The organism is Peptostreptococcus faecalis (genome assembly GCF_900240845.1).
GTDB lineage: Bacteria > Bacillota > Clostridia > Peptostreptococcales > Peptostreptococcaceae > Peptostreptococcus > Peptostreptococcus faecalis.
The window spans coordinates 235,217-248,919 of the sequence record NZ_OERU01000001.1; the positions used below are offsets into that span (position 1 = coordinate 235,217).

The 13,703-nt window shown below is 30.3% G+C and carries 13 protein-coding genes and 1 other annotated feature; of the genes, 1 reads left to right on the forward strand and 12 read right to left on the reverse strand.

The genetic code is table 11. The annotated features are described in order from the left end of the window. Positions 1 to 20 precede the first annotated feature (20 nt). A complete protein-coding gene (locus C0982_RS01165; RefSeq protein ID WP_101772417.1) occupies positions 21 to 776 on the reverse strand; it encodes an acyl-CoA dehydratase activase in 756 nt (251 codons plus the stop codon). Between the two features lie 212 nt (positions 777 to 988). Here C0982_RS01165 and C0982_RS10750 point away from each other — a divergent pair, with 212 nt between their 5' ends. After that, complete coding sequence (locus C0982_RS10750) at positions 989 to 1,114, forward strand: hypothetical protein (protein ID WP_278336023.1); 126 nt, start codon at positions 989 to 991, stop codon at positions 1,112 to 1,114. Positions 1,115 to 1,297: 183 nt separating this feature from the next. Here C0982_RS10750 and C0982_RS01170 read toward each other — a convergent pair whose 3' ends face one another. The 11 genes from C0982_RS01170 to C0982_RS01220 form a co-directional block, all read right to left on the reverse strand. Then, a complete protein-coding gene (locus C0982_RS01170; protein ID WP_101772418.1) occupies positions 1,298 to 2,641 on the reverse strand; it encodes a Na+/H+ antiporter NhaC family protein in 1,344 nt (447 codons plus the stop codon). A 7-nt stretch (positions 2,642 to 2,648) separates the two neighbouring features. Beyond that, positions 2,649 to 3,110, reverse strand: a complete 462-nt coding sequence (locus C0982_RS01175; RefSeq protein ID WP_101772419.1) for a hypothetical protein — start codon at positions 3,108 to 3,110, stop codon at positions 2,649 to 2,651. Beyond that, positions 3,110 to 4,297 (reverse strand): cobalamin-independent methionine synthase II family protein, encoded by a 1,188-nt coding sequence (locus C0982_RS01180; protein ID WP_101772420.1) that lies wholly within the window; start codon positions 4,295 to 4,297, stop codon positions 3,110 to 3,112. The genes C0982_RS01175 and C0982_RS01180 overlap by 1 nt, the downstream gene beginning before the upstream one ends. Positions 4,298 to 4,381: 84 nt before the next feature. Continuing rightward, a complete protein-coding gene (locus C0982_RS01185; RefSeq protein WP_101772421.1) occupies positions 4,382 to 5,191 on the reverse strand; it encodes a phosphate/phosphite/phosphonate ABC transporter substrate-binding protein in 810 nt (269 codons plus the stop codon). 88 nt (positions 5,192 to 5,279) lie between these two features. Next, complete coding sequence (locus C0982_RS01190) at positions 5,280 to 6,401, reverse strand: acyl-CoA dehydrogenase family protein (protein WP_101772422.1); 1,122 nt, start codon at positions 6,399 to 6,401, stop codon at positions 5,280 to 5,282. An 818-nt stretch (positions 6,402 to 7,219) separates the two neighbouring features. After that, on the reverse strand, positions 7,220 to 7,963 hold the full coding sequence (locus tag C0982_RS01195) for an amino acid ABC transporter ATP-binding protein (protein ID WP_101772423.1): 744 nt from the start codon (positions 7,961 to 7,963) through the stop codon (positions 7,220 to 7,222). Positions 7,964 to 7,976: 13 nt separating this feature from the next. Continuing rightward, positions 7,977 to 8,642 carry an amino acid ABC transporter permease gene (locus tag C0982_RS01200; protein WP_101772424.1) on the reverse strand — a complete coding sequence of 222 codons (666 nt, stop codon included), beginning with the start codon at positions 8,640 to 8,642 and terminating at the stop codon, positions 7,977 to 7,979. Positions 8,643 to 8,673: 31 nt separating this feature from the next. Further along, on the reverse strand, positions 8,674 to 9,498 hold the full coding sequence (locus C0982_RS01205; protein WP_101772425.1) for a transporter substrate-binding domain-containing protein: 825 nt from the start codon (positions 9,496 to 9,498) through the stop codon (positions 8,674 to 8,676). A 147-nt stretch (positions 9,499 to 9,645) separates the two neighbouring features. After that, positions 9,646 to 9,854 (reverse strand) — a binding site (T-box leader). A 57-nt stretch (positions 9,855 to 9,911) separates the two neighbouring features. After that, positions 9,912 to 11,900 (reverse strand): ATP-dependent helicase, encoded by a 1,989-nt coding sequence (locus C0982_RS01210; RefSeq protein WP_101772426.1) that lies wholly within the window; start codon positions 11,898 to 11,900, stop codon positions 9,912 to 9,914. A gap of 145 nt (positions 11,901 to 12,045) precedes the next feature. Beyond that, positions 12,046 to 12,909 (reverse strand): bifunctional 5,10-methylenetetrahydrofolate dehydrogenase/5,10-methenyltetrahydrofolate cyclohydrolase, encoded by an 864-nt coding sequence (locus tag C0982_RS01215; protein ID WP_101772427.1) that lies wholly within the window; start codon positions 12,907 to 12,909, stop codon positions 12,046 to 12,048. Between the two features lie 62 nt (positions 12,910 to 12,971). After that, entirely contained in the window at positions 12,972 to 13,607 is a 636-nt protein-coding gene (locus tag C0982_RS01220; protein ID WP_101772428.1) for a cyclodeaminase/cyclohydrolase family protein, read from the reverse strand. Between the last annotated feature and the right edge of the window lie 96 nt (positions 13,608 to 13,703).

The following is a 13,703-nucleotide window of genomic DNA, read 5'->3' on the forward strand; positions in this document are numbered from 1 at the left end:
AAATTAATGTGTGCACCTTATTATTCTATTTCTGCAGAATATATTGCCGCACCGATTGCACCTGCATATCTAGCCTCTGGTTTACTTTTCACTGGAGCTTCAAGTCTCTCCGAAAGTTTTTTGATAAAATAATCGTTTTCACAAAATCCACCTGTAAGTATATAATTCTCTGCAGGAATCTGTCCTGCAAGCTGAGATACCTTGCTGACTACGGAATCTATAACTCCATACGCTATATCCTCTCTTGGTGTTCCTTGACCTATTAGGCTTATTACCTCTGACTCGGCAAAAACAGTGCACATTGAACTAATTACAGTTTCTTTTCCATTTCTCGCCAAATCCTCAAGCTCTTCTAAAGTAAGACCTAATCTATCCGACATCACTTCTATGAATTTTCCAGTACCCGCTGAACACTTATCATTCATTATAAATTTCATGACCCTTCCTCTTTTTAGAGATATAATCTTTGTATCTTGACCTCCGATATCTATTACCGTTGCATTTTCATTAAAAAGATGATACGCTCCTTTTCCGTGGCAACTAATTTCCGTCAAAACTTCATCAGCATAAGGAACAGACACCCTTCCATACCCAGTAGCAACTATTTTAGAATTCTCAATGTTTATGGATTGTCCTTCTAGCATCTCTTTTATTTTATCTGCTGTTTTTCTTGAATTATATCCTGTAGCTATCATCATTGTATTTTGTATTATTCCATCTTTCATAATACATACTTTTGCACAGCTCGAACCTATATCTATACCAATATTACACATACCAACCTCCTCTATCCATCTACTTAAAATTATATCACATTTTTTTGCTTAAATTTTCTATCCAAATTCTATTATTTTTTTCTATACATACTTATGTTTCTATAGTAAATAACTATACATAATATGCTTATTTAGTATGATTTTTCTTGTTTTTCTGATATACTTTTAAAGTACATTTCATTTTTTAAAATATAATTTAAAGGAGATTCAAAATGAAGAAAAAACTAGCATTACTTTGTTCTCTTATTTTAGTAGTAACTCTTAGTGGATGTTCTGCAAATAAGACACAACAAAATACGCAAAATACAAGTTCAAGCAGTGATAGCTGTTGTGAATAATATGTAATTATATATTTATAATTTTTTAAAAAAGTCTATGATTTCTCATAGGCTTTTTATTTAGATTTATTTTATTTTTAGTCAAATAAAAAGAGCTCTACGAAATAAAATTTCATAAAGCTCTTTAATGATATTTATATTTATAGATTCACTACCTATTTATATTTATAGAATAGTTTACTATTAATTGCTTTTTACAGCTGCCTTTTCTTTCTTAGCAGTCATACCTTTTAATATAACTAAAACGATTGAAACAGCCAATAATATCCAACAGTAATAGTTATTCACTGTTAAACTCATAGTTGAAACATCACTTTGAGTAAGCTTTTTAGCCAATAATATTTGTGCACCATATGGAATTACACCTTGCATTACACATGTAGACACACTCAATAAAGTAGCTATTAACGCCTTACTTATATTAAATCTTTCACCTAAAGACTTACCTAAGTTACTAATAGCTAATACTGATACTGTATTATTAGCTGTTGCAGCATCAGTCACTAATCCCATACCTAATATTGCAAATAAAGTAGATGTTGCACTTTTTGTTACCTTGCTTATTTTTTCTTTTAGGTAATCTATACCACCATTTGCTTCAACAAAGTATGCTATACCACCCATAAACATTGTAAGCAAGAATACTTCTGTCATGTTTGCAAAACCATTGTATATATGTTCACTTAAACTCATTATTGTAATTGACCCTTCAATTAATCCAATAGCTGAACCACATAGTATTCCTATCAACAATACAATAAAAACGTCTAATCCAATACTTGATCCTATAATTACAACTAAGTAAGGTATCATATGTACCAAGTTAAAAGACTTGTCTCCAGATATAGCATCTGCTGATATATCAAGTGAACCACTGATCATTATATATACTACTGTAGTTATTACAAATGCAATTATAGAGAATACTAAGTTAGCTCTAAACTTATCCTTAGCTGATACTCCTATTGACTCCGTTGCTGCAATATTTGTACCTGATATTACTGACAAGTTATCACCTAGCATAGCTCCACCAATTACAGCTGCTACTATCATTGATTCATTTATTCCAGATGTTACAGCTAGACCTGATGCAATTGGAGCAACAGATATTATTGTTCCCATTGATGTACCTATCGCCACTGACATAAAACTTGCTATTACAAAGCATCCAACTACTAAAAATTGTACTGGAATTACTGAAATACCTAAATTTACCATTGAATTTACAGCACCTATATTTTTACAAACTTCATTAAATGCTCCTGCAAGCAAAAACATTACGCACATTATAAGCACATTTTTTCTACCCATACCTTCTAGGTATTGGCTTACTTGCTCACTATATGGTATTTTTGATTTAAATGTTGTAAATATTATTGATATAATAATTGCTGCAATTGTTATTACAACTGGATTAATTGCTCCAAATGGATTATCATTTCCTGTTACAGATAATAATAAACCTATCCCTAAAAAACCTATTATAAATATTATAAAGGGCGCTAACGCCATTTTTTCCTTCTTCATTTGACACCTATCCTAACGATTTGAATTTTAAATTAAATTTAATTGAATTTTTGGTACTATTGTATAGAACTGACTGCTTTAATCCATTCGTACAATATTCTTCTATATTTTCTATTTCATCAAGGTCATCTATATACAAAGTTGCCTCAATTTCATTTATTCTTACCTCTTCATCACAACCTACTACTCCAAGATATGATAATGGATTGGATAATATAAAATCAAATTTTCCTTCTATATCATATATATAGTTACCATTCTTTTTATCATAACTTAAGATAGAAAAAATAATTGATGTTCCTAAAGCTATATTAAAATGATCCAAACTAGTAAGTTCTTCATTTTTTATGTCGAAACTAAGTTCACTTGTTACATTTAAAGAAAGGTAGTTAGAAAATATTTTTATTCCTTCCTTCCCTTTTGTAACCATTCTATAATCATATTTGTATAGTCTGCTTTCTTCAATCATTAATATTCTCCATACTCTTTTCTCAGACTAGCTGCAGAAGAATTCAATACTTTCAATTTTTTTCTTATGATTTCATCTGCACTTACTGGTCTATTTGCAAACGTTGCAAAACCACAATCTGGATTCAACCATAATTTATTTGGAGTAGTGTAATTTAATGCTTCTTTTGCCTTTTCAATTACAAAATCTTCTCCTTCAACACTCTCTGTTCTTGGGTTGAGTACACCTAATCCCAGTATTTTGTCATTTACAGCTTCATCAGATAATACCACACCTACAGAACCTGCTCTAGGTGTAGAAAACTCAAGTAATAATGCGTCTGCATTAATATTTTCAAATATACCAAGTAGAGGATTATAAGATCCTGATAATAATATACTCTCGTCCTTACTCCAGTTTCCACGACATATATGAAGCCCTGCAAATATATTTTTTTCATTTGCATATTCAAATACTTGTTCTAAAAGATTTTTTGCAAATTCTAATTCTTCTGTAGGATCTTTCTTATCTGAAAGAGCTGCACACATAAATGTTCTTGTTTTACCAGCAGAAAAGACAACTTCTGTAAGTACAGGCTCATCAAACTGAACCATTTCAACTCCTAATTCTACCAAGTTATCTATTTCTTTTTTTAATACTTCAATAACATCCTTGCTTAGATCTTCTTTGCTATCATAGTATTTTCCTGATAAATTTGGAAGCCACATAGATCTAGTCAGTAGATAAGGTCCTGGTAGGGTTATCTTTACTGGTTTATCTGTTAATTTTTTCAACATTCTAGCTTCATCTAGGGCAATTCCATCTTTATAAGTTACTTTTCCAGCACATATAGCATTCCTAATACTCATAGAAGGCACATCTAGAATTGATAATATTTCTTCAAAAGCAGCTTTATCCTCTATGTATTCAAGCATGTCTCCCATAGTCAAAGAAATTACTCCATTTAACTTTTCTGATACAAAAGATACATAGTTATCTCTACCTATCTCACCACATGTGATTATATCTATTCCTTCTTCAACCTGTGTATCTACTACTTTTTTAGTTTCTTCAAATACCAAAGAATCTAGCTCTGATTTATCTATATTTCCTGATCTAAAATCTCTAAAGGCTCTCAAAACCTTTTTACTTCTTGGCCAACTACCGATTAATGATGTAGTAAAATTTTTTGTTTTTAATTTACTCATAGTTATCCTCTCAACTTTCAATATACATAAGATTACAGTAATCTATTATCATAGATTACTGTAACCAAAAAATATTACTATCAATTATTCTTCAAAACCTACGTATTTTATAGCTCTTCTTACTTGTTCAAATCCTTCTAGACGTCCATCTACCCATTTCTTTAGACCTTCTAAGTCCATCATTTCTTTGTGTTCTGGGTTATTGTAATCCATCTTTGATAGTAATTCTTCCCATTCTTTTAGTAATTCTGGGTCAAATCCCTTTCTAACTGTGAATATACAGTGATCATATGGATCTGTTAAGTCTAATTTTTCAACTACATTAGGGTCTATAATTCCGCTAGCAACCCAAGAATCCCAGTTCTTATCCATTGTTAAAGATGCATCTACTTCCCCATTTACAAGTGCTATTAAAGCATCCTTTTCTCCACCTTCATGATCTCCATGTAGACCTACACCAATATTGAACTGAGTTTCAATGTAGTCTTTTCCAAATTCAAGACCATTTTTTCTTAAATATTCAATTGGAATTAAACGTGACTGTGGAGAGTCAAATGCACCAAATCCAATATTTTTACCCTTAAGGTCAGCTATACTCTTAAAGTTGCTGTCTTTTCTAACTATAAACACAGTTCTTCTATCTCTATCTGTATCTCTCATATAGCTGTATCCACATTCTCCGTTTGATTTTATTTCAGCCATTACCTGTGCAAGTGGTGAGTTCCAAGCTATATCTATCTTTCCTTCAACTAAATAATCTACTTGATCTTTATAGTTACTAAAGAATATGTTATTTATTTCTATTCCACCTTCTCTGAAATAATCTGCAATTATATCCCATACTACTTTTACTTGTGGAGAGTACATAACTGCTCCTACGTTTATCTTCTTCATTTTCTATTCTCCTTCTAGTTATGTTTTTTTATAATATTTTTTAGTTATTTTATAATTTCTATAAAATTCATTTATTTTATCTTAGATATTATCTAAATATATCTATATATGGTAGATCAACTAGTAATCTTCCTAACCAAATTCTTAAAACGTCAATTCCTGGTGCCATTATCTGACCAGCATATGCATCTCTCATTAGTCTTTCCATTGGAAGATTATGTCTAACATATCCCTTACCACCGAATAATCTCATTCCTTCTGTAGCATTTTCTAATACTGCTTTTGTTGAGTTAACTCTAGCTGCAATTATGTGGTTGAATGAATCAGAATCTTTATCTATACCAGATTGAGCGGCAGCATAAATTGTTTCTCTTGCAGCATATGCTCTAGTGTACATATCAGCTAAATGCGTCTGTACAGTTTCAATGTTAGCTAAATTTGATGCATGAGAATATGTTCTGCTCTTAACATATTCAGCACTTGCATCTACCATATGCATTGCTAATCCAGCACAAACAGAAGAAAGTCCAACTACGAATATTTCTCTGTCTCCATCTCCATTACCTACCATTTTGTAGTAGTTATCTATTTTTATGTTGTCAAGAACCATTGGCTTAGATTCATTTCCTCTCATACCAACTCCGTCCCATACATCTTCTTTAAAAGAAAGTCCTTCAGAGTTTGCAGGAACTACCCAAACATTTGCTGTATCCTCTTCAACATTCTTAGCTAAAGTTAGGTAATAATCAGCCTGTCCTGCAGCTGTTACCATACTCTTAGTTCCACTTAATATTGAATAATCGCCTTTATTTTCTTCTGTCATTTCTGGTATATAGAAATGTGTTCCAGTTCCAGTTTCACTATAAGCTAGTCCTAGTGTAATTTCTCCAGCAGCAATTTTAGGAAGTAAATCCTTCTTTAATTCTTCAGAAGCATACATAGAAATAGTTCTAACTCCAACGTTGTGCATCATATAGCATAATGCTGAAGAAGCACAGCTTTCTGAAAGACCTATACAAACTTCTGCATGTTCTACAATATCTTTACCCTGTCCACCAAATTCTTCTGGAACTACTAATCCCATATATCCGTTTTCTCTTAAAGCATTATATGCTTCTACTGGGAATCTTCCCTGTACATCGATGTCTTTAGTAAATGGCTTTAAATGTTTCTCACCAAACGCTTTTGCGTCTTCATAATATTTTCTCATTATTCTTCTTATTCCTCCAAAATTACCTTTAATTATTATTTATAATAAAATACTATTTCACAAATATGTAAAACCAGTATTTTTTATCAATATATAGTTTCTTTATCTTTCACATCCAGAAATCACTCTTTATTTTTTTATAATGCAATTTCTTTTTATACCAGCGTTTTTATTTATTAAAATTATCTAAATCTTATTTTTTTAAACTTTTTCAATCCACAAACCATAATACGCTCTTTCTTTTACCTTGTCAATATATCGAGAAAACGTTTTGCTAAAATACATGCAGATACTATATATTGATTTTAAATTTTATTTTTAAATATAAAAAATATTTTTATTTACTAATCACACATAAATTATATTATAAATTTACTATATTCATGATATTGTATATAGTTATAATCTATACATACTTTTTCTTTATGTTTTGCAATTTCAGTATTCTTATAATCATTACTTATTCTGCAATATTTTTTTTAATAATTTAAACTTATTTTTCAAATATTTCTTGTTTAAAGTCAAAATTACTAGATATGGAGGTGTTTTTCATGATAAATTCATCATTTTCTTTTAAAAAATAAATATAAAATTATAAACTTTCTATATTAAGTGACTATCATATAGAAAATAACTATATTTATTTAAAAAAACTTACTCAATTTGATATTTATATTTATATTTAATATGTATAGTATTAAATATTTTAAAAATAAAAAGACCTATGATTTAACATAGGTCTTTTTATAAATGGAATTTATTAGATATTTTACTGTCATATTATAACTTAGATGAACTTAAAAAGTATTAAGTCACCACTAAACTAATATTTTATCAAAAAAGTTCTTCGCTCTTTCACTCTTTGGATTATTAAATACTTCTTTTGGAGAGCCTTCTTCCACAATTACACCTTCATCTACAAAGATTACTCTATCTGCAACCTCTTTTGCAAATCCCATCTCATGTGTAACTATGGCCATTGTCATACCTTCAAATGCCAATTCTTTTATTACATCTAGAACTTCTTTTACCATTTCTGGATCAAGGGCAGATGTGGGCTCATCAAATAGCATCATATCTGGTTCCATTGCAAGAGCTCTTGCTATTGCAATACGTTGCTGCTGGCCACCCGATAATTGCACTGGATACGAGTCTCTTTTCTCTGATAATCCAACTCTATTTAAAAGTTCTTCCGCTTTTTTTATTGCATCTTCTTCTTTTAAGCCCTTTACCTTTATTGGTGCCATAGTTATATTTTCTAATACTGTTTTATTTGGGAAAAGATTGAAATTTTGAAATACCATTCCTATTTTTTGTCTTGTCTGGTCTATTTTATCTTTATTGGATAAAATGTTATTCCCTTCAAATATTACTTCTCCTGAAGTAGGTTCCTCTAAAAGATTCATACATCTTAAAACCGTACTTTTTCCAGAACCTGATGGACCAATTATTACTACTATTTCTTTTTTATCTATTTCAAGATTTATGCCTTTTAAAACTTCATTATCTCCAAATGATTTTTTTAAATCTTTTAACTCTAATAATACTTCACCTGTACTCATTTATCAAATCCTCCTACCTTGTAACAGTCAATTTTTTTTCCATTTTCTTCACTAATCTAGATAAAGTAAATGTAAGTATAAAGTATATAACAGCCGCTATTAAGTACGGAGCTAACCCTCTGTATGTAGAGTTTTTAACCGTATTTGCCACAAACATAAGCTCTGTAACACCTACGAAAGATACTACTGCAGATTCTTTTACTAGTGTAACAAACTCATTTCCAAGTGCTGGAAGTATATTCTTAATAGCTTGTGGTACAATTACATACCTCATAGATTCTATATAACTAAATCCTAGAGATCTACTCGCTTCCATTTGACCCTTATCTACTGCTTGAATCCCTGAACGCAATATTTCTGCAATGTATGCTCCAGAGTTTAAAATCAAAGCTACTACTGCTGCTGTAAATGTAGATTCCATACCAAACAGCTCTGGAAATTTAATTCCGACTTGAGGCAATCCAAAAGCAAAAATTGATACTTGAACAAGTAAAGGTGTTCCTCTTATAACTTCTATATACACACTTGCTATAGCATTTAATACCTTTATCTTAGACATTTTAGATATACAAACTAATAGCCCTAATACAAAACCAAATACTAATCCAAATAATGATATCCCCACTGTTGTGAGTGTTCCTGACAGATATGCTTCATAAAATTTACCAATAAGATCCATTTATTTCTCCTTCTTTCTTTTAATTCTTTAATTATTTTTCTTCTTTTGAAACTAAGTCAACTGCATTAGCCAAAATCTTATCATATTCTCCACTATCCTGTAGTGATTTTATTTCTTCATTTAAAACCTTTAATAGAGCTTCGTTATCTCCCTTTTTAAGTGCTACTGCCATTGCTTCTTCTTCACCACCGCTAGTAAGTTTTAAGTTTTCTAGCACTTTTATCCCATCATATTTTCCTTGGTTGATATTTGCAACCTTACTATTTAATACAATTGCATCAAGATTTCCATTTTTCATATCCATAATCAAATCTGGAACAGAAGTAAGCCCCTTAAAGTCTGTTAATTTCAAACCATCTCTTACATATACTTCTTGAGTAGATCCCTTTTGAACACCTATCTTAGATTTTTTCAAATCATCTTCAGATTTTATTTTATCAGCGTCTTCTGATTTTACAAGTACTGCATTTTCACCCTTGAAATATATATCTGAAAAATCTACAGATTTTTTACGTTCTTCATCCGGTGTCATTCCTGTAATTACAGCATCAACATTTCCAGACTGAAGTGCAGGTATTAATGCATCAAAATCCATCGCTTTAATTTCAAGTTTTACGCCTAGTTTATCTGCTAATTTTTGAGCTAAGTCTATATCAGCACCTACAATTTTACTCTTTCCATTTTCAGATATCACAAATTCAAATGGCGGATAATCTGGTGATGTCCCAACTATTAACTTTCCACTTTCCTTGATTTTATCAAGAGAAGATTCTTCTTTTCCACAACCAACTAGACCAGTTGTTGCTACAACTGCTACAATTGCAATTGCTGCAAATTTTTTAAATACATTTTTCATTTTATACACTCCTTTTTAAAATAATTTTAATAAAAAAAAGTCCCTTGGCCAAAACCAAGAGACGAATATACCGCGTTACCACTCTCGTTGACACTCCAATCAGCCAATAAAAATACTTAATATAAAAAAATCCCTTGGTTTAAAAAACCAAGAGACGAATATACCGCGTTACCACTCTTATTGACAGTTAGATACTGTCCACTCAAATCCTTAAGGCGGAAAAACCTACTATCATACTCAAATTTCCTATAGTAACCTCAAAAGTTCTCTTCGCACTAAACTTCAATACTGGGCTCACACCAAATCCCAACTCGCTGAATATTCATCTAATCTACTCTCTTCATCAAAGGCTTTACTTTATTTATTTGTTTCATTAATTATACGATTATACTCAAAAAATGTCAATACATTTATTATTTTGTTTTTTTATTTTTAATCTCTTTATAGTCATTCCTTTCAATCTCATCTAAAAAAGTTGATCTATCTATCTTTTTTCCAAACCTTCTTATTGGAGAGCTAATTGATAAATTATTCTTTGCACGAGTGATTGCCACATAAAGTAGCCTTCTTTCCTCTTCACAATCCCTCTCTAATACCTCTTCTTTTTCTTCTGAATTATCTTGACTTTTATAAGGTATTACTCCTTCATTTACTCCTGCAACATACACATTATTAAACTCCAAGCCTTTTGCACTGTGCATAGTCGTCAATACTACACCACTATCCATTATAGAATCTATTGATTTTTTATTTATATCCTTAGAGTTAGTCATACTGCGCTTTTTAATCTCTTCTCTTACTAGATCAATATGTTTAAAAAAATCCAATATTGTTTTATATGACTTTGAAGAAGTTTCTAGCTCGTCTAATATTTCTACAATTTGATTGGACTTTATCTTTCTTTCATGACAATATTCTAGTATATATCTATCATAGTCTAATGTACTCCTAATATATGAAATTGCATATTGAGGTGATAATCCTCTTATATAATTTAAGTCTTCGTAAAGATCATTTAAATCCTTTTTCTGAAAGTCTTTAATATCAGGATTAGAAAGCAAAGATTCTATAAAGTCGCTGCTATCACTTGCTTTTTTTACAGCATTCTTAGATATGTATCTAAATGGCTTGTTTATAATTCTCACCCATTCTGAATTCGTAGCAATATCCATAGCCGCCCTTAGATATGCAATTATATCTAGACTCACCCAATGATCATAAATACTTTTTGCAGAATCTTTAAGTATAAATGGTATTCTATTATCCATAAAAGCATCCACAAATGCTCTTGCTTGTCTATTTGTCCTATATATTACAGCAAAATCACTGTACTGAGCACCTTCTTTGAAATTTTCATCAACTACAGAATTTGTTTTATTTTCTTTTCTAGTATTTTCATCTTTTTCTACTATGTTTTTAATTTCTTTAGCTATTATTATCGCTTCATCATCAGAATCTTTTGGTGTTATATATTTAATTTTTCCATCTGTGCTTATAAAAGATTTTATTTCTTTCTGATATCTTTTTTTATTATTTTTTATTAAATCTTGCGATATATCTACAATATTTTTTCTGGATCTATAATTTGTATCCAGCGTAATCAACTCTGACTTACCAAAATATTTTTCATATTCCATCATATAATCAGGTCTAGCACCTCTAAATCCGTATATACTTTGATCTTCATCCCCTACAGCAAATACATTGTTTTTAGGTTCAGAAATTAATTTAATCACTTCAAATTGCACTCTATTGATATCTTGAAACTCATCTATTAATATATATCTGTACACTTGACGGACTATATTTAATACATTTTCATTTGCTCTTAGAAAATTATATGTCCTAATTAACATATCATCAAAATCTATTTTAGAATATTTCTTTTTCTCACTCTCATATAATTTAAATATATTTTGAAATTCTTCATTATCGAACGTTTCAGAATTAAATTCCCTATAATCCATCAATTCATTTTTTACAAGTGATATTTCACTCAATACATCTGACACATCTTCATCATTGTAGTTAGTTATTTTTAGATGTTTAAGAATTCCCTTTATTAAGTTGTATCGATCAGTTTCGCTTATTAAATCTCCCAGACCTACTCCATCATATCTCCTAAGAATTCTAAAAAAGGATGAGTGAAAAGTACCGAAGTTTACTTTTTTTATTTTTTCATCTTTCCCAAGTTCTAGCGTTCTTTTTTTCATTTCAACTGACGATGCTTTTGTAAAGCTAATAGCAAGTATTCTAGTAGGAGGTACGCCTTGATTTTTTATCATATTTACTATTCTATGAGCAATCACCTTAGTTTTTCCAGATCCAGGCCCTGCTAACACTAAGCAAGGTCCATTTAGATGTTGTACTGCTTTTTTCTGATTTTCATTTAGCTCTGCGATATCTAATCCCCCCTCACTTTAATACTTCAATTTAATATTTCACATTTTTTATATTTTTCAATATTTTAAAATTATATTTATATAAAATAATATTCTTATACTTAGTAGTCAATTCTACATAAATATAAGAATGTTATTTAAAAATTTACTTTAATTCATTTATCTGATTACAAGCTTTCAATACATGTCTTGCAAGTACTGATGTAGTTACAGATCCTACTCCTCCTGGTACAGGGGTAATCATAGACACTTTATCAAGTACATTTTCCGTATCCACGTCTCCACACATATTTCCATATTCATCAAAATTTATTCCAACGTCAACTACTATTGCATTATCACCAATATAATCTCTATTTATCATATTACCGACACCCATGCAAGATATTAGTATATCAGCTTTTTTTGCCACCTCTTTTAAGTTACTTGTTTTTGAATGGCATATAGTTACCGTAGCGTTTCTATTTAGCAATAACATTGAAAGCGGCTTTCCTACTACAAGAGATCTTCCAAGAACCACTACATTTTTACCAACTAAATCTATTTCATAATAGTCTAATATTTCTATTACACCCATTGGAGTACAAGGTGCAAAACCCTTCTTATCATTTGAAACCACCTTGACTAAATTCATAGGAGAAAAGCAATCTACATCTTTTCTCTCATCTATATGGTATTTCACAACATCTTCATCTATATGTTTTGGAAGCGGTCTAAAACACAGTATTCCATGTATCGATTCATCTTTGTTTAATCTTTCAATTGCCTGTATATATTCGTCTTGTGTAATATCAGAGGGTAATTCCACTACTGTAGTTTCTATTCCACATTTTTTGAATCTATTTGTAGCTCCTCTTTGATAGGATAAATCACTTTCATCATTACCAACTCTGACCATAGCCAACTTTGGAAATATTCCATCTTTGTTTAACTCTTCAACTTGCTTAATTATATCCTCTGTAATGTGATCTGCAACTGCCTTGCCTTTCATTAATTTATTTTCGCTCATTATATGCTCCAATCAATTTTATATTATATTTGTCTATATTCTACAATTATTAATACTTTTTCTTAAAGTTGTTTTAATACTTCTTCATAAATAAAATCACATTTGTTAACTACAGATTCTACCAATGAATCCATTTCAACTTTATATTTATTCTTAAAGTCTTCATCATTTATACTATTTAAGTTGATTAAAATATTAAGCTTTGCACTTAGTGCTGATGCTCTTAAAAATTGAACGCCTACACCTACATCGCTAATCAGCATTTTTGATCCTTTTTCTAATAATTCTTCATGAAGATATAATATTTCATTGCATATCTTTAATAGATCCATAGGAACTTTTGCCGCATTTTTAAGACATCTTTGTAGTTCTAATTCTTTCTCTTTTTTTTCATTTTCTGTAGTAGACGGCATTTTATACGCATCTGCTAAAGGAAGAAATTGTCTAATATCCTCGTCTACTAAGTCTATAACTTTATCGTTTAAGTTTTCTGCTTTTTCAAGTATCTCTTTTATATCATCGTCAAACTGTGCATACTTTTTCTTCCCGACAGTAAAATTAGCAACCATTGAAGCCAAAGAATTAGCAAGCGTTGCTACATAAGCTGCTGCACTTCCTCCACCAGGCATAGTTTTCTTTGCACCTAAATCATTAGAAAATTCACTCATACTACAATCTATATAATTTTTCCCTGACATAATTCCTCCCAAAGTAAATATTATTTTTTTTCATATTCACGCTTCTACCATTATATGTTATTAAATTACGGATGTAAATATTTATACAACAAATAA

Coding starts and splice junctions, on each gene's coding strand:
- C0982_RS01165 (WP_101772417.1), bottom strand. CDS start 776: ATGTGTAATATTGGTATAGATATAGGTTCGAGCTGTGCAAAAGTATGT.
- C0982_RS10750 (WP_278336023.1), top strand. CDS start 989: ATGAAGAAAAAACTAGCATTACTTTGTTCTCTTATTTTAGTAGTAACT.
- C0982_RS01170 (WP_101772418.1), bottom strand. CDS start 2,641: ATGAAGAAGGAAAAAATGGCGTTAGCGCCCTTTATAATATTTATAATA.
- C0982_RS01175 (WP_101772419.1), bottom strand. CDS start 3,110: ATGATTGAAGAAAGCAGACTATACAAATATGATTATAGAATGGTTACA.
- C0982_RS01180 (WP_101772420.1), bottom strand. CDS start 4,297: ATGAGTAAATTAAAAACAAAAAATTTTACTACATCATTAATCGGTAGT.
- C0982_RS01185 (WP_101772421.1), bottom strand. CDS start 5,191: ATGAAGAAGATAAACGTAGGAGCAGTTATGTACTCTCCACAAGTAAAA.
- C0982_RS01190 (WP_101772422.1), bottom strand. CDS start 6,401: ATGAGAAAATATTATGAAGACGCAAAAGCGTTTGGTGAGAAACATTTA.
- C0982_RS01195 (WP_101772423.1), bottom strand. CDS start 7,963: ATGAGTACAGGTGAAGTATTATTAGAGTTAAAAGATTTAAAAAAATCA.
- C0982_RS01200 (WP_101772424.1), bottom strand. CDS start 8,642: ATGGATCTTATTGGTAAATTTTATGAAGCATATCTGTCAGGAACACTC.
- C0982_RS01205 (WP_101772425.1), bottom strand. CDS start 9,498: ATGAAAAATGTATTTAAAAAATTTGCAGCAATTGCAATTGTAGCAGTT.
- C0982_RS01215 (WP_101772427.1), bottom strand. CDS start 12,909: ATGAGCGAAAATAAATTAATGAAAGGCAAGGCAGTTGCAGATCACATT.
- C0982_RS01220 (WP_101772428.1), bottom strand. CDS start 13,607: ATGTCAGGGAAAAATTATATAGATTGTAGTATGAGTGAATTTTCTAAT.